Annotated in this window: 11 protein-coding genes; 4 read left to right on the forward strand and 7 right to left on the reverse strand. The window is 67.7% G+C overall.

Going from position 1 to position 15,796, the window contains the following annotated elements; translation table 11 throughout:
* Positions 1-100: 100 nt before the first annotated feature.
* The 7 genes from O9Y01_RS15795 to O9Y01_RS15825 all read right to left on the reverse strand — a co-directional run bounded on the left by O9Y01_RS15795 (position 101) and on the right by O9Y01_RS15825 (position 11,979).
* Positions 101-5,125, reverse strand: a complete 5,025-nt coding sequence (locus O9Y01_RS15795) for a diguanylate cyclase domain-containing protein (protein WP_269632570.1) — start codon at positions 5,123-5,125, stop codon at positions 101-103.
* A gap of 556 nt (positions 5,126-5,681) precedes the next feature.
* Entirely contained in the window at positions 5,682-8,273 is a 2,592-nt protein-coding gene (acnB, locus tag O9Y01_RS15800) for a bifunctional aconitate hydratase 2/2-methylisocitrate dehydratase (protein WP_269632571.1), read from the reverse strand.
* A 36-nt stretch (positions 8,274-8,309) separates the two neighbouring features.
* On the reverse strand, positions 8,310-8,729 hold the full coding sequence (locus O9Y01_RS15805) for a type II toxin-antitoxin system VapC family toxin (protein ID WP_269632572.1): 420 nt from the start codon (positions 8,727-8,729) through the stop codon (positions 8,310-8,312).
* Positions 8,730-8,766: 37 nt separating this feature from the next.
* Positions 8,767-9,024, reverse strand: coding sequence for an AbrB/MazE/SpoVT family DNA-binding domain-containing protein (locus O9Y01_RS15810; RefSeq protein WP_183102869.1), 258 nt, complete (start codon positions 9,022-9,024; stop codon positions 8,767-8,769).
* A gap of 136 nt (positions 9,025-9,160) precedes the next feature.
* Positions 9,161-9,703 (reverse strand): hypothetical protein, encoded by a 543-nt coding sequence (locus O9Y01_RS15815; protein ID WP_269632573.1) that lies wholly within the window; start codon positions 9,701-9,703, stop codon positions 9,161-9,163.
* A 186-nt stretch (positions 9,704-9,889) separates the two neighbouring features.
* Positions 9,890-10,885 carry an HpcH/HpaI aldolase/citrate lyase family protein gene (locus O9Y01_RS15820; RefSeq protein ID WP_269632574.1) on the reverse strand — a complete coding sequence of 332 codons (996 nt, stop codon included), beginning with the start codon at positions 10,883-10,885 and terminating at the stop codon, positions 9,890-9,892.
* 107 nt (positions 10,886-10,992) lie between these two features.
* Complete coding sequence (locus O9Y01_RS15825) at positions 10,993-11,979, reverse strand: malate dehydrogenase (RefSeq protein WP_269632575.1); 987 nt, start codon at positions 11,977-11,979, stop codon at positions 10,993-10,995.
* Positions 11,980-12,284: 305 nt separating this feature from the next.
* Between O9Y01_RS15825 and O9Y01_RS15830 the strand changes: the two genes are divergently transcribed.
* The 4 genes from O9Y01_RS15830 to sdhA all read left to right on the forward strand — a co-directional run bounded on the left by O9Y01_RS15830 (position 12,285) and on the right by sdhA (position 15,791).
* On the forward strand, positions 12,285-13,079 hold the full coding sequence (locus O9Y01_RS15830) for a GntR family transcriptional regulator (RefSeq protein WP_269632576.1): 795 nt from the start codon (positions 12,285-12,287) through the stop codon (positions 13,077-13,079).
* Between the two features lie 103 nt (positions 13,080-13,182).
* Positions 13,183-13,629, forward strand: coding sequence for a succinate dehydrogenase, cytochrome b556 subunit (gene sdhC / locus O9Y01_RS15835; RefSeq protein ID WP_269632577.1), 447 nt, complete (start codon positions 13,183-13,185; stop codon positions 13,627-13,629).
* 20 nt (positions 13,630-13,649) lie between these two features.
* A complete protein-coding gene (sdhD, locus tag O9Y01_RS15840; protein WP_269632578.1) occupies positions 13,650-14,012 on the forward strand; it encodes a succinate dehydrogenase, hydrophobic membrane anchor protein in 363 nt (120 codons plus the stop codon).
* Positions 14,013-14,015: 3 nt separating this feature from the next.
* On the forward strand, positions 14,016-15,791 hold the full coding sequence (gene sdhA / locus O9Y01_RS15845; RefSeq protein ID WP_269632579.1) for a succinate dehydrogenase flavoprotein subunit: 1,776 nt from the start codon (positions 14,016-14,018) through the stop codon (positions 15,789-15,791).
* Positions 15,792-15,796: the final 5 nt, after the last annotated feature.

Raw genomic sequence — 15,796 nt, forward strand, 5'->3', positions numbered from 1 at the left:
CCCCCTGGGTGCGGCGCTGCCTGCGCTGCGGGGTCAGGTCTTGCCTTGAGCCCGGGCGACCATGCCCGGCCGGGCCCGTGCAGGGCCGGTCCGGCGGGGCTCAGACCTGCGCGTCCAGGCGCGTCCAGCGCCGGCGCCCGGCCCGCTTGGCGCGGTACAGGGCCTGGTCGGCGTGGCTCAGCAGCATCTCGGGCGTGCTGGCCTCGCTGGCCTGCAGGGTGCTGCAGCCCAGGCTCAGGCTCACATGCGGGGCCGCGGCCGACTTGGCATGCGGGATGGCCAGGGCCTCGATGGCCTCCAGGCAGGCCTGGGCCAGGCGCTCGGCGGCGGCGCTGTCGGTGTCCGGCAGCAGCAGCGCGAACTCCTCGCCGCCGTAGCGCGCCACCAGGTCGCTGCCCCGGCTGGCCACGCCCTGCAGCAGCTGGGCGACGGTCTTGATGCAGCGGTCGCCCTCCAGGTGGCCGTAGTGGTCGTTGAACTGCTTGAAGTGGTCGATGTCCAGCATCAGCAGGGACAGCGGCGTGCCATGGCGCAGGCTGCGCCGCCATTCGATGGCCAGGCGCTCGTCGAAGGCGCGGCGGTTGGCGATGCCGGTGAGGCCGTCGCGCATGCTCATCTGGCGCAGCTCCTGGGTGCGGCGCTCCACCTTCTCTTCCAGCTGTTCGTAGAGCCGCGCATTGGCCAGGGAGATGGCGGCCTGGGAGCTCAGCAGCTCCAGGGTCTGCTGGTGGCGCGGGGTGAAGGCGTTCTCGAGCTGGCGGTTCTCCAGGTAGATCACGGCCACCAGCTTGCCCTGGTTGATCACGGGCAGGCTCAGTACCGACTTGGGCTGCTGCTGGCGCAGGTAGCGGCTTTGTGCGAAGCGCTCGTCCTCGGCCGGGCGGTTCAGCAGCTGCGTGCGGCGGCTCAGCTTGGTGTACTCGATCAGGCTGCTGGGCAGCACGGCCTCCGGGCCCTTGTTCAGCTCGTCCAGGGGGCGGCCGATGCGGCTGGAATCCATGCGGTGGTGCTCATCCAGGCCGCCAATGACCTCCACCACGAGCTGGCCGTCGTCGTCCAGCACGATGGCGCCCCGCTCGGCGCCGGCGTTCTCCAGCAGCACCCCCAGCATCTGCGGCAGCAGGGCGTCGAGCTGGATCTCCTGGGTCAGCAGCTGGTTGGCCTTGAGGAGGGAGTGCAGGTCCAGGCGGCTGATCTGGTCCAGGGAGTCACGCTGGTAGGGGCTGCTGCGGCTCTGGCTGCTCTGCGATCCCCGCGCGTTGGAGAAGGCCACGCCGGGCCAGCCCGTCTCGAGCTGCCGGCACTTGACCGCGGCGCCCCAGCGGCGGTAGTGGTAGTGGGCCTCGCGGATGAAGTTGCGCGCCAGCTGCTGCTGGTTCTGCTCGGCCCAGAAGCGGGCATAGAGCTCATTGGCCAGGGCGGCGCAGGGCGTGAAGCCGCTGGCCTGGGCCTGTTCGATGGCGCGGGCATAGCAGTCCATGGCACGCTTGCTGTCGCCCTCCACGCGAGCCAGCTCGGCCGCGATCATCAGCTGCTTGTGCCCGAAGTTGCTCTCGCCGTGCGCGGCCCAGGCTTCGAAGCGGGCCAGCAGCTGGCGCGCGACCTCGACGGGCTGCTCCTGCTCCGCGAAGCCCTCGCGCAGATGGCCCAGGGCCGAGTAGAAACTGGCCTCGACCATGGAGGGGCTGTCCGGCAGGCACAGGGCCACCATGGGCAGCAGGGGCAGGGCCTGGCGCCAGCCGCTGGCGTCGTCCAGCAGGAAGCTGTGGCGCAGCCGCGCGGCCACCATCAAGGACAGGGGAATGCTGGGCCGCAGCGGCTCGGCCTGCATGAGTTCACTGCTGCGGCAGCTGTGGGTGTCGAAGCTCAGCGGCGCTTCGGTGCGTCCCATCAGGGCCAGCAGCGGCTGCAGCACGCCGTGGCGCAGCATGGCCTCGGTGGCGGGCTGGCGGGTCTTATGCAGGAACTTGAGGCCACGCTCGCAGGCGAGCTCCAGGCTCTCCAGCGGCGTGCCCAGGGCGAAGTGGTTGACGGCGCTGAGCAGGGCGCAGTAGCCCGCCGCAACGGGATTGACGCCGCTCTGGCCCAGCTCCCAGCCCAGCTCGACCTGGGTGATGGCCGGGGCCAGGGGCTCGCACCAATGCTGGTAGAAGGCGCTGAAGTACTGGTAGACGGTGATGCGGAAATAGACGGCGTCCCGCTGTTCGGCCAGCTGGCGGGCCAGGTGGCCCAGGGCATAGCACTCGGGATAGGGCCGCTGCATCACCGAGCGCGAGGTCATGTGCGCGACATAGGCCACGCAGCTGAGATCGCACTGACCGTGCCGCAGCGTGGTGCTCATCATGCGGCAGGCGTTGAGCACGAAGGCGGCAAAGCGGCCGACCTGGTAGGCCGAGTAGGCCAGGGCCATGCCCAGGCGCATCTCCAGCAGGGCCTGACGGTCCTGCATCTCGGGGGCCCGCAGGATGGCGTCCTCGCCCTGCTCGGCCAGCAGCTGTTCGGTGCTGGCGAACTCGGCCGGGAAGCGGGCCTGGGCCTCTTCCTCGGTGGCAGGGAAGGGGCGGCCGATCTCGGCCAGGCCTTGCAGCAGGACGCCGACGGCATCGGCGAAGCGCCCCTGGGTGTGGTACTGCGCCGCCTGCACCAGGCCCAGCTCCACACGGCCCTCGGCGCTGGGGCAAGCCGCCTGGGCGCGCGGATACAGCAGCTCGGCGGCCTGGAAGTTGCCAGCGAGGTACTCGGCCTCGGCCAGCTCCTTGTAGAGGCCCAGCGTGCCGTCGGGATCCTGCCGCCAGGCGTCGTCTGGCAGCAGAGCGTGGGCGTGGCGCAGGAAGTCCACCGCCGTGGCATGGGCCGAGGCGGCCTTGGCGCGCAGCCCGGCGCGCAGGTTGAGCCCGCGCAGCACGGCGAGCTCGGCGGGGTCGTGGATCAGGCCGCGCCCCGCATTGAGGCAGGCCAGGATGCTGAAGAGGCGCTGCTCGCGCTGCGCTTCGTCGCTGGCGGCCAGCAGGCGGCGGCCGCAGCGCAGTTGCAGGGCCGCCTGCTCGTGCGGTGGGGTCAGGTCATGCGCGGCCTGCTGCACGCGGTCATGCAGGAAACGGTAGCGCGCCTCGGCCAGCAGGGTGGGCGTGCCGGTGAACTTGTAGCCCTCGTCCAGGGGCAGCACCAGGCTGGCCTGCAGGGCCGGCCACAGCGCGCGGGCGCAGGACTCGCCATCGAGCTCGCTGACGGCCATCAGCTCGCTGAGCGAGAAGCTCTCGCCCAGGTGGGCCGCGCTGGCCAGCAGGTGCTGGGTGAGGGGCGGCAGCACCCGCATGCCGTCCAGCATGAGGGTGACGACGTTGTCCGTCATGTCGCGCTGGCGGATGCGGGCGATGTCCCAGGCCCAGCGGCCGCTGCGGCGCTCGTAGTGCAGGTCGCCCAGCGCATGGAGCCGGCGCAGGAACTGGTTGAGGAAGAAGGGGTTGCCGCGGGTCTTCTCCAGGCACAGGCTGGCCAGGGGGGCGATCTCGGCGTCGGTGCTGTGCAGGCTGTCGGCGATCAGCTGCGAGACGTGCTCGGGCTGCAGGTGGTCCAGGTGCAGGCGGCCGGGGCTGGCATGGCCGGCCTGCTGCAGGCTCATCAGCATCTGCGGCAGGGGATGGCCTTCCTCCACCTCCTGGTCGCGGTAGGCGCCCACCACCAGCAGGCAGCAGTGGCCTTCCGGGTCGGACAGCAGGTGCTGCAGCAGTCGCAGGCTGGGGCCGTCCACCCACTGCAGGTCATCCAGGAACAGGGCCAGGGGATGGGCGCTGCTGGCCAGAGCCCGCGTGAAGGCGGCGAAGGCGAAGTGGAAGCGCTGCTCGTTCTCGGCGGCGGGCAGGGCGGGCAGGGGCGGGATCTCGCCGATCAGCAGGCTCAGCTGAGGCAGCAGGGCGGCGACGGAGCCGGCGGTGTCGCCCAGGGCCTGGCGCAGGGTCTCGCCCCAGTAGCCGCGGCGGTCCACGCCTTCGGAGGCCAGCAGCTCGACAAAGGGCTGGAAGGCCTGGCACAGCGCCGCATAGGGCTCGTTGCGGCGGTATTGGTCGCACTTGCCGCGCAGGAAGTAGCCCCGGCGGGCCAGGACGGGCCGGTGCAGCTCGGCCACCAGCGCAGTCTTGCCGATGCCCGAGGCGCCGCTGACCAGCAGCAGTTCGGCGCGGCCCGCACTGGCGCGCTCGAAGGCAGCCAGCATGGAGGCGGCCTCGGCTTCGCGGCCATACAGCTTCTGGGCGATGCAGAAGCGCTCAGGCGTGTCATGGCGGCCCAGCTCGAAGGCCTGGAGATGGCGGTGGTCCGCCCACTCGCGGGCGCAGCGCTCGAGGTCCTGCAGCAGGCCGTAGCTGCTCTGGTAGCGCTCGTCCGGGTACTTGGCGAGCAGCTTCTGCACCAGCAGGGACAGGGGCTCGGGAATGCTGCTGTCCAGCTGGTGCAGAGGCGTGGGCATCAGGGCCAGCTGGGCGTGCAGCAGGGCCATGGGGTCGCTCAGCTGGAAGGGGCGGCGGCCCGCGAAGAGCTCGTAGAGGGTGATGCCCAGGGAATAGAAGTCGCTGCGGTAGTCCACCTCCAGGCTGGTGCGGCCGGTCTGCTCGGGGGAGATGTAGTCCAGGGTGCCGCGCAGGCCGGGCCCGGGCAGGGCTTCTTCGCGATCCAGCGGCGAGGACAGGGCGAAATCACAGAGCTTGAGCCGCATCTGGCGCAGGTCCACCAGCACGTTCTTGGGGGCGATGTCGCCGTGGATCAGGCGGTGGGCGTGCACGTCGCTCAGGGCGCGGCACAGCTGCAGGGCCAGGCCCAGCTTCTCGGCCAGGTCCAGGTGCTGGCCCTCGATCAGCTGCGCCAGGCTGCTGGTGGCAAAGGCCTCCATCGCCAGCACCAGCTTGCGGCCGTCCTGGTGCAGGGAACGGGCCTTGATGACCCATTCGGAGTCAATCGATTGCAGGGTCTGGAACTCATGGCGCCAGCGCGCCAGCAGCTCGGGGGCGGGCTGCTCGCTGTCGGGGTACTTGAGGACGACGCGTTCGCCGTCCGGCGCCACGGCGGCAGCCACCACGGTGTCTGCATTGGCGTAGATGACGTCGGTCTGGCGGTAGCCGGCAATGAGCATCGGGGCGGAAGTTGGGACCGGGAACAAGGCCGTCCAAGCCTCCTCCTGGCAGAAGGCAATGGGCGGATGAAGACAGTCGACAGAGTGTCGCAAATGACTGATGACAGTCAGCAGGAAAACACCGATGGAGTTCGGGGCTTCCATCAGGAATGTGGCAAAGAGGCCCACCTGGGTACGGCTGTGGCGCCGGGGCGTTTCAGCGCCGGTTCAGTGCCGGCTCACTGGCCTCGCATCAGCCAGGGCGGCAAAGTGACCCACGCGCTGGACAGGGTGCAGGCGGCGATGGAGCTCGTCCAGCGCCGCCGCTGGGAGCGAGGCCCGGCGCGTCCAGGTCCAGGACCGCCGCTGCGGCAGCAGGCCGTCGTCCTGGGCCTGCAGGGCGCGGTGCCGGGGCAGCCCATGCAGGCCCAGGGCCGTCGGCAGGACTGGGGTCGGCGGGGCCGGAGTCAGCAGGTCAAGCCGGCAGCGCACAAAGAAGAACACCCCGGCTGCCGGCAGGCAGGCCAGGGTGTTGTCAGGGCATCGGCCGCCTGTCAGTGGCCGGGCCTCAGCAGCCTCAGACGTTCACGCCCTTGGCGGTGTCGGCGTACTCCTCGATCTGGTCGAAGTTCAGGTACTTGTAGATGCTGCTGGCGTCCTTGTTCACGATGCCCACGGCCTCGTGGTACTCGGCCACGTTCGGGATGCGGCCCAGCTTGGAGCACACGGCGGCCAGCTCGGCCGAGCCCAGGAACACATTGGTGTTCTTGCCCAGACGGTTGGGGAAGTTGCGGGTCGAGGTGGACATCACCGTGGCGCCTTCACGCACCTGGGCCTGGTTGCCCATGCACAGCGAGCAGCCCGGCATTTCGGTGCGGGCACCGGCCGTGCCGAAGGTGGCGTAGTGGCCTTCCTTGATCAGCTCGTTCTGGTCCATCTTGGTCGGCGGGGCGACCCACAGCTTGACCGGAATGTCACGGGCACCGCCCAGGACCTTGGCGGCCGCACGGAAGTGGCCGATGTTGGTCATGCAGGAGCCGATGAAGGCTTCGTCGATCTTGGTGCCGGCGACTTCGGACATGAACTTGGCGTCGTCCGGGTCGTTGGGGCAGCAGACGATGGGTTCCTTGATGTCGGCCAGGTCGATCTCGATCACGGCGGCGTACTCGGCGTCGGCATCGGCCTCCAGCAGGTCGGGCTTGGCCAGCCAGGCTTCCACGGCCTTGATGCGGCGCTCCAGGGTGCGCTTGTCCTCGTAGCCGTCGGCGATCATGTTCTTCATCAGGACGATGTTGGAGGTCAGGTACTCCTTGATCGGTGCCGGATTCAGCTTGATCGTGCAGCCGGCGGCGGAGCGCTCGGCGGAGGCGTCGGACAGCTCGAAGGCCTGTTCCACCTTCAGGTCGGGCAGACCTTCGATTTCCAGGATGCGGCCCGAGAAGATGTTCTTCTTGCCCTTCTTCTCGACGGTCAGCAGGCCGGCCTTGATGGCGTACAGGGGGATGGCATGCACCAGGTCACGCAGGGTGACGCCGGGCTGCATCTGGCCCTTGAAGCGCACCAGCACGGATTCCGGCATGTCCAGGGGCATCACGCCGGTGGCGGCGCCGAAGGCGACAAGACCTGACCCCGCCGGGAAGGAGATGCCGATCGGGAAGCGGGTGTGGGAGTCGCCGCCGGTGCCAACGGTGTCAGGCAGCAGCAGGCGGTTCAGCCAGCTGTGGATCACGCCGTCGCCCGGGCGCAGGGAGACGCCGCCACGGTTGCTGATGAAGGCGGGCAGCTCGCGGTGCATCTTCACGTCCACGGCCTTGGGGTAGGCGGCGGTGTGGCAGAAGGACTGCATGACCAGGTCGGCCGAGAAGCCCAGGCAGGCCAGGTCCTTCAGCTCGTCGCGGGTCATGGGGCCGGTGGTGTCCTGCGAGCCCACGGTGGTCATCTTGGGTTCGCAGTAGGTGCCGGGGCGCATGCCCTTGCCTTCGGGCAGGCCGCAGGCGCGACCGACCATCTTCTGGGCCAGGGTGTAGCCCTTGCCGCTGTCCACCGGGGCCTTGGGCAGGCGGAACAGGGTGGAGGCCGGCAGGCCCAGGAACTCGCGGGCCTTGCCGGTGAGGCTGCGGCCGATGATCAGGTTGATGCGGCCGCCGGCGCGCACTTCGTCCAGCAGCACTTCGCTCTTGAGCGCAAAGGTCTCGATGACCTCGCCGTTCTTCACGATCTGGCCGGCGTAGGGCAGCACGTCGATGACGTCACCCATCTCCAGCTTGCTCACGTCCACCTCGATGGGCAGGGAGCCCGAGTCTTCCTGCGTGTTGAAGAAGATGGGGGCGATCTTGCCGCCCAGGGTCACGCCGCCGAAGCGCTTGTTGGGCACGAAGGGGATGTCCTCGCCGGTGGCCCAGATCACGCTGTTGGTGGCGGACTTGCGCGAGGAGCCGGTGCCGACCACGTCGCCCACGTAGGCGACCAGGTTGCCCTTCTTCTTCAGGTCCTCGATGAACTGGATGGGGCCGCGCTTGCCGTCTTCCTCGGGCTTGAAGGCCGCGTCGGGACGGGTGTTCTTCAGCATGGCCAGGTAGTGCAGCGGGATGTCCGGGCGGCTCCAGGCGTCGGGGGCGGGGGAGAGGTCGTCGGTGTTGGTCTCGCCGGGCACCTTGAAGACGGTGACGGTGATCTTCTGCGCGACTTCGGGGCGCGAGGTGAACCACTCGGCATCGGCCCAGCTCTGCATCACGGCCTTGGCGTGGGCGTTGCCTGCCTTGACCTTTTCGGCGACGTCATGGAAGGCGTCGAACATCAGCAGGGTCTTCTTCAGGCCGGTGGCTGCCACTTCGGCGACCGAGGCGTCATCCAGCAGGTCGATCAGGGGCTTGACGTTGTAGCCGCCCACCATGGTGCCCAGCAGCTCGGTGGCCTTGGCCTTGGAAATGAGACCGACGGCGATGTCACCGTGCGCCACGGCTGCCAGGAAGCTGGCCTTGACCTTGGCGGCGTCGTCCACGCCCGGGGGCACGCGGTGGGTCAGCAGGTCGACCAGGAAGGCCTCCTCACCGGCCGGCGGGTTCTTGATCAGCTCGATCAGCTCGGCCACCTGCTTGGCATCCAGGGGCAGAGGCGGGATGCCCAGCGCGGCGCGCTCGGCGGTGTGTTGGCGGTAGGCAGTCAGCATGAGGGGACTCCAGGGACAGGGAAAGGAAGATGACTCTCAAGGCTTGGGCGCAATGACGCGCAGGCCCTTGAAATAGTCACGAAAGAAACCGGCGTCACGGGTGATCAGGCCCTGGCATTGCAGCAGGGCATGGGCACCGATGAGGAAGTCGGGAACGGAGCGCCGCGCCTGCGGCAGCTCGGACTGGCCCTGCAGGCGGGTGCGGTAGCGGCGCTGCATCTCGCCCGCGCGCAGCGCCGAGCGCAGCTCCAGGGGGGAGTAGCTGATGCCGATGGCTTCGAGCGTCTCCAGCACGATGTCGCTGTGGCCCAGGCCGGCCACGACCTCGCTGACCACCACCTCGCAGGCCACCACTGGGCCCGCGGACAGCGCCACGCGCAGCAGCTGCTCGGCCTGCTCGGCCTGCGGGCCGTCACCGATGTAATCGACCAGGATGGAGGTGTCGACGGCAATCATGGGAAGGGGTGCCAGTCAATGAGGGGGAGGGCGGGCTTCAGGCTTCGTCGGGTGGCGGATAGGGGTCGCCCGGGGCGCGGCCGCGGAGCTCGCGCATGACGTCGTCCGAGCTGGTGCCCGGTGGGAGCTTGATGCGGCCCCGCATGCGCGACAGGGCATCCCCCACATCCTTGCGCAGGATGATGCGACCGCCGTCCAACTCCACCTTGAGGGTGGTGCCTTTGGTCAGTCCCAGGGCGTCGCGGACGGCCTTGGGCAGGGTGATCTGCCCGCGTTCGGCAACAGTCGCTTCCATGCTCATGCTCCTCGGGGTATGCCGCTGAAAGTATGTAATGATTGTACGTACTTCTGACGGATCCCCAAGCCCGACAGGGAGACTCGGGCATGAAAAAAGGAGGCCGCAGCCTCCTTTCTGATTGAGTGCGGACGGCTCAGTTGCTGGCGGTCGTGCCCGGCGTGATGCCGATGCCGGTGCCGGGCTGCGGCGCGGCCGCGCCAGCGGCCACGAAGGCGCGCTGCTCGGCGTGCTGGCAGCTGTCCACCATGCGCTGGCCGGCCTTGGCGTTCATCAGCATGGACTTGGACGGGATCTGCAGCCACACCACGCCGGCATGCTTGTCTTCCAGGCGCACGGCACCGGTCGTGGTGGGCTCCGGCGTCATGTTGTAGACCATCTTGCCGAACTGCAGGCGGAAGCGGCCGGGCTTGTCCGGGTGGGGGGTGATGTGGACCTGCTGGTTGAACTCGCACTGGGCGTCACCGGCGTGCACGCGCGGGGCCACGGCCAGCTGCTCTTCAGACAGGGTGGCTTCCTCGGGCGGGGGCAGGGGGGCGACGGCCGTCTGGGGTTTCAGCTTGGAAGCCAGGCGGTTCTTGGGCGCCGCCGGCGTTTCCTTGGCGGCAGCAAAGGCCGTGCCTGCAAGCAGCAGGGCGCAGGCGCCCAGGGCGAAGGAGAGGGTGCGGAGGTGTTGCATGAGAAATCCTGTGCAGATGCTTGATTGTGCAAGCAAATGTGCTGTTTGTGGCTGCTTTGTCAGGCCCTGTGGACGACCGGCGCAAGCATGCGCCCCGTGCGGCCGGCTGTCTATGCCAGAAATCCCTTCAACTGCAAGAAAACGTGAGGCCTTCACTGGGGCGCCCGCGGCGGGCGGCCGGGCGCCTCAGCCGCTGAAGTAGGCCGCCTCGACCTCCGCCGGCAGCGCCTGACCGGTGCGGTGGGCGCGCTCCAGCACCTGCCAGAAATAGCGGTAGCTGGCGCGGTCGTGCAGGGTGTCCCGGTGCTGGATGGGGGCCCAGGAGGCCGCCTGTGCGGCCTGGATGATCTCGATGGCCTCGTCGATCTCGGCCATGCGGGGCGCGAAGGCCTCGATGATGGGGCGGATCTGGTTGGGGTGGATGCTCCACATCCGGGTGTAGCCGAACTCGCGTGCGGCGCGGCCGGCGGCCATCTCCAGGGCGTCGGTGTTCTTGAACTCGGTCACCACGCAGTGCGAGGGCGTCTTGCCGTGCGCATGCGCGGCCGCGGCGATCTCCAGCTTGGCGCGCACGACCAGGGGATGGCTGAACTGGCCGTCCACGGTCAGGCCGGCGCGGGGGATGGCGCCGCGGTGCGCCGAGACGAAGTCCATCAGGCCGAAGGACAGGGACTCGATCCGCGGATGCGCCGCGATGCGCTGCACATCGCGCAGCGCACCGTGGGTCTCGATCAGCACGTGCACGGGCAGCTCGCGCTGCAGGCCCAGGCGCGCGCGGGTGGCGTCGATGAAGGCGACGGCGCGGTCCACGTCTTCAAAGGACTGGGGCTTGGGCACCATCAGGTAGGCCAGGCGCTCGCCGCCGCCGGCCAGCAGGCCCTCGACATCGGCCTCGAAGGCCGCATGGCCCAGCGGATGCACGCGGGCGCCCACGCGGCCGTGGCGGTTCTGCGGGTCGTTGAGCACCTCGTTGACCAGCAGCACATGCTCGACCTCGCCGCCTACGGGCGCGCCGTCCTCGCAGTCGAGGGTGATGTCGAACACGGGTCCCATCTCGGCCTGCAGCGCCAGGCTCTTGCGCATGCGCGCCTCGACGCCGCAGTAGTGGTCGACGACGGGCAGCAGGGTGGCGGCATCGCCCTCTTCAAAAAGGGCCAGACGAGGGTGCGGCGCGGTGCTCATGGGCGGGCTCGATGGATCAGTGGCTGAAATGAAAAAGGGCCGGCACGGGGCCGACCCTTCACCGTATCACGAAGCGTAGTCCGTGATGCTGTCAGGCGCTGTGCTGATTACAGCAGGTGCTTGACGCCGTTCTGCTCTTCCAGCAGTTCGTTGAGGGTCTTGTTGATGCACTCTTGCGAGAAGGCATCGATTTCCAGGCCCTCGACGATCTTGTATTCGCCGTTTTCGCAGGTCACGGGGTAGCCGAACATCACTTCGGCGGGGATGCCGTACTCGCCCTTGGACGGGATGCCCATGGTGACCCACTTGCCGTTGGTGCCCAGGGCCCAGTCGCGCATGTGGTCGATGGCGGCATTGGCAGCCGAGGCGGCCGAGGACAGGCCGCGGGCGGCGATGATGGCGGCGCCGCGCTTGCCGACGGTCGGCAGGAACACTTCACGGTTCCACTGCTCGTCGTTGATCATGGCCTTGACCGACTGGCCACCGATGGTGGCGTAGCGGTAGTCGGCGTACATCGTGGGCGAGTGGTTGCCCCACACGGCCAGCTTTTCGATGTCGGCCACGGCCTTGCCGGTCTTGGCAGCGATCTGCGAGGCAGCGCGGTTGTGGTCCAGGCGCAGCATGGCGGTGAAGTTCTTGGCCGGCAGGTCCGGGGCCGACTTCATCGCGATGTAGGCATTGGTGTTGGCGGGGTTGCCCACGACCAGCACCTTGACGTTGCGCGAGGCCACGGCGTTCAGGGCCTTGCCCTGCACCGTGAAGATCTGGGCGTTGGCGGCCAGCAGGTCCGAACGCTCCATGCCGGGGCCGCGGGGACGGGCGCCGACCAGCAGGGCGAAGTCGGTGTCCTTGAAGGCGGTCATCGGATCGCTGTGGGCCTCGATGCCGGCCAGCAGCGGGAAGGCGCAGTCTTCCAGTTCCATGATCACGCCCTTCAGCGCGTTCTGGGCCTTCTCGTCGGGGATCTCCAGCAGTTGCAGGATGACGGGCTGGTCCTTGCCCAGCATTTCGCCGGAGGCGATGCGGAACAGCAGGGCGTAGCCGATCTGGCCTGCGGCGCCGGTGACGGCAACGCGAACGGGTTTCTTGCTCATGGAGGTCTCCGAAAAGGATGAAAAAGCTGTTCGTGGCGCCACTGGTTGCGGTGCACGGCGGTCATCCTGGAACGAGCGAGACCGAAGGGCGGGCAGGCGGCGGCGCGGTGGCCGCAAGTGTAGGTCAGAGTCCGGGCGTTTCCCCTATTGACCCATTTCAACGCTGCCACTTGAGGCCGGGCAGGCGAGATTATGCGGCGTCCTTTGCATAAAACTGACTGTCTTATGTCTTATAGAAGACATTTTTGAGAGGATTTACGGAATCCGCTCGACGCGGCAGGGCGCCCTGTGCTCGAATCCCGGCCATGCCGAATCCACCTGCAGTCCCGAGCACGCCTGGCCCTGAGCTCCAGCGCGGCGAGGCTGCGTCCGGCGGGCAGGCGTCGCCCGCGTTCTCGCCGCTGTATCGCCAGATCAAGGGCCTGATCATCCAGCGCCTCCAGGCCGGTGCCTGGAAGGCCGGCGAGGCCATTCCCAGCGAGATGGAGCTGGCCGCCAGCTTCGGCGTCAGCCAGGGCACGGTCCGTAAGGCTATTGACGAACTTGCGGCCGAGAATCTGCTGGTGCGCCGCCAGGGCAAGGGCACGTTTGTCGCCACGCATGCGGAGCAGAAGCAGCAGTACCGCTTCCTGCGCCTGATGCCTGATGAAGACCAGGAACCGGGCCTGGGCCGCCAGCTGCTGGACTGCCGCCGCCAGCGTGCGCCGGCCTGGATCGCCCGCCAGCTGCAGATGCGTGCGGGCGACGCCATGGTCGAGGTGCGCCGCCTGCTGCACAGCAAGGGCCGTCCGGTGGTGCTGGATGACATCTGGCTGCCGGGCAGCCTGTTCAAGGGTTTGACGACCGAGCTGCTGAACCAGCACCGCGGTCCTTTCTATGGTTTGTTCGAGTCGGAGTTCGGGGTGCAGATGATCCGTGCCCAGGAAAAGATCCGGGCCGTGGCGGCCGATGAAGAGGTTGCCGCGCTGCTGCAGGTGGAGGTCGGCGCGCCGCTGCTGAGTGTGGAGCGCCTGTCTTTCACCTATGGCGATCGTCCGGTGGAGCTGCGCCGGGGGCTCTACAACACGTCCACGCATTTCTATCGCAACGATCTGAACTGACGCTCTCTCAAAGAAAGAAGCCCGCAGCGGAGAAAGGCAAGGCCTGACCCTGTTGCGTTGCAATAAAATCCTCAGGTTTCACATTGATTACCAAAGGTCGGGTATGACGGACATCTCCTCCTCCACGACGACAAAGCAACGGCCGGTCTACCGCAACATCAACATCTTTACCGATGTGCGGACGTACCGACTGCCCGCGGCGGGTTTCGTCTCCATCCTGCATCGCATCAGCGGCTTGCTGATGTTCCTGCTGCTGCCCTTCGTCATCTGGATGCTGGACACCAGCCTGAGCACCGAGATCTCCTTCGACGTGTTCAAGAACGCCTTCGTGGCTGGCCTGGGCCCCATTCCCGGCGTGCTGGTCAAGCTCGTGACGCTGGCCCTGATCTGGGGCTATCTGCATCACTTCATCGCCGGCGTGCGTCACCTCTGGATGGATGCCACCCACAGCGTGAGCAAGGAGCAGGGCCGTTCCAGCGCCGTGCTGACGCTGTCGCTGTCCGTGCTGCTGACCCTGGCCCTGGGCGCCAAGCTGTTCGGCCTGTACTGATCAAGACTGAGGTTCACAGAATGAGTACTTACGGAACCAAGCGCATCGTCAGCGGTGCGCACTATGGCCTGCGCGACTGGATGGCCCAGCGCGCGACGGCCGTGCTGATGGCCCTGTTCACCATCGTGCTGCTGGCCCAGATCCTGTTCACCAAGCAGCCCCTGGGCTACGAGCTGTGGTCGGGCATCTTCTCGCAGCAATGGATGAAGTTCGTGACCTTCGCGACCATCATCTCCCTGGCGTACCACGCCTGGGTCGGTGTGCGCGACATCTGGATGGACTACGTGCCGGCCGTGGGCGTTCGCCTGGCTCTGCACGTGTTCACCCTGGTCTGGTTGGTGGGTTGCGCGGGTTGGGCGATCCAAGTCCTCTGGAGGCTGTAAAAAATGCAAGTTGGAAGCTCGCTCGCAAAGCGCAAATTTGACGTGGTGATCGTGGGTGCCGGTGGTTCCGGCATGCGCGCCTCGCTGCAACTCTCGCTGGCCGGCCTGAACGTGGCCGTGCTGTCCAAGGTCTTCCCGACCCGCTCGCACACCGTGGCTGCCCAGGGCGGCATCGGTGCCTCGCTGGGCAATATGTCGGAAGACAACTGGCACTACCACTTCTTCGACACCGTCAAGGGCTCGGACTGGCTGGGTGACCAGGACGCCATCGAGTTCATGTGCCGCGAGGCCCCGAAGGTCGTGTACGAACTCGAACATTTCGGCATGCCCTTCGACCGCAACCCGGACGGCACCATCTACCAGCGCCCCTTCGGCGGCCACACGGCCAACTACGGCGAGAAGCCCGTGCAGCGCGCCTGCGCCGCGGCGGACCGCACTGGCCACGCCCTGCTGCACACCCTGTACCAGCAGAACGTCAAGGCCAAGACCCAGTTCTTCGTGGAGTGGATGGCCCTGGACGTCATCCGCGACGCCGAAGGCGACGTGGTCGGCGTGACCGCGCTGGAAATGGAGACCGGCGAGGTCCACATCCTGCAGGCCAAGACCGTGCTGATGGCCACCGGCGGTGCCGGCCGCATCTACGCGGCCTCCACCAACGCCTTCATCAACACCGGTGACGGCCTGGGCATGGCGGCACGTGCCGGCATCCCGCTGGAAGACATGGAGTTCTGGCAGTTCCACCCCACCGGCGTGGCCGGCGCGGGCGTGCTGCTGACCGAAGGCTGCCGCGGCGAGGGCGCCATCCTGCGCAACGCCAATGGCGAGCGCTTCATGGAACGCTACGCCCCGACCCTGAAGGACCTGGCCCCGCGTGACTTCGTGTCCCGCTCCATGGACCAGGAAATCAAGGAAGGCCGTGGCTGCGGTCCCAACAAGGACTACGTGCTGCTGGACATGACCCACCTGGGCGCCGAGACGATCATGAAGCGTCTGCCCTCGGTGTTCGAGATCGGCCACAACTTCGCCAACGTCGACATCACCAAGGAGCCGATCCCCGTGGTGCCGACCATCCACTACCAGATGGGTGGCATCCCCACCAACATCAACGGTCAGGTGGTCGTGCCCAAGAACGGCAACCCCAACGAGGTCATCAACGGCCTGTACGCGGTGGGCGAGTGCTCCTGCGTGTCGGTGCACGGCGCCAACCGCCTGGGCACCAACTCGCTGCTGGACCTGGTGGTGTTCGGCCGCGCAGCCGGCAAGCACATCGTCGAGTTCAACCTCAAGAACCGCGAGCACAAGCCCCTGCCCAAGGACGCCGCCGACCAGACCCTGGCCCGCCTGGCGCGCCTGGAGTCGGCCTCCAATGGCGAATACGCCCAGGACGTCGCCAACGACATCCGCTCGACCATGCAGAAGCACGCCGGCGTGTTCCGCACGCAGGCCGTGATGGACGAAGGTGTCAAGAAGATCCTGGAAGTCGCCGAGCGCGTGAAGTCCATCGGTCTGAAGGACAAGTCCAAGGTCTTCAACACCGCGCGTGTCGAGGCCCTGGAAGTCGAGAACCTGATCGAGGCCGCCAAGGCCACGATGACCTCGGCCGCCGCCCGTCCGGAGTCCCGTGGCGCCCACGCCCACGATGACTTCCCCAACCGCGACGACGCGAACTGGATGAAGCACACCCTGTGGTACTCCGAAGGCAATCGCCTGGACTACAAGCCGGTCAAGCTGACCCCGCTGACCGTGGAATCTGTGCCGCCCAAGGTGCGTACCTTCTGAGGACA

This window comes from Pelomonas sp. BJYL3, from assembly GCF_027257975.1.
GTDB classification, from domain to species: Bacteria; Pseudomonadota; Gammaproteobacteria; order Burkholderiales; family Burkholderiaceae_C; genus Roseateles_B; species Roseateles_B flavus.

Coding starts and splice junctions, on each gene's coding strand:
- O9Y01_RS15795 (WP_269632570.1), bottom strand. CDS start 5,125: ATGCTCATTGCCGGCTACCGCCAGACCGACGTCATCTACGCCAATGCA.
- acnB (WP_269632571.1), bottom strand. CDS start 8,273: ATGCTGACTGCCTACCGCCAACACACCGCCGAGCGCGCCGCGCTGGGC.
- O9Y01_RS15805 (WP_269632572.1), bottom strand. CDS start 8,729: ATGATTGCCGTCGACACCTCCATCCTGGTCGATTACATCGGTGACGGC.
- O9Y01_RS15810 (WP_183102869.1), bottom strand. CDS start 9,024: ATGGAAGCGACTGTTGCCGAACGCGGGCAGATCACCCTGCCCAAGGCC.
- O9Y01_RS15815 (WP_269632573.1), bottom strand. CDS start 9,703: ATGCAACACCTCCGCACCCTCTCCTTCGCCCTGGGCGCCTGCGCCCTG.
- O9Y01_RS15820 (WP_269632574.1), bottom strand. CDS start 10,885: ATGAGCACCGCGCCGCACCCTCGTCTGGCCCTTTTTGAAGAGGGCGAT.
- O9Y01_RS15825 (WP_269632575.1), bottom strand. CDS start 11,979: ATGAGCAAGAAACCCGTTCGCGTTGCCGTCACCGGCGCCGCAGGCCAG.
- O9Y01_RS15830 (WP_269632576.1), top strand. CDS start 12,285: ATGCCGAATCCACCTGCAGTCCCGAGCACGCCTGGCCCTGAGCTCCAG.
- sdhC (WP_269632577.1), top strand. CDS start 13,183: ATGACGGACATCTCCTCCTCCACGACGACAAAGCAACGGCCGGTCTAC.
- sdhD (WP_269632578.1), top strand. CDS start 13,650: ATGAGTACTTACGGAACCAAGCGCATCGTCAGCGGTGCGCACTATGGC.
- sdhA (WP_269632579.1), top strand. CDS start 14,016: ATGCAAGTTGGAAGCTCGCTCGCAAAGCGCAAATTTGACGTGGTGATC.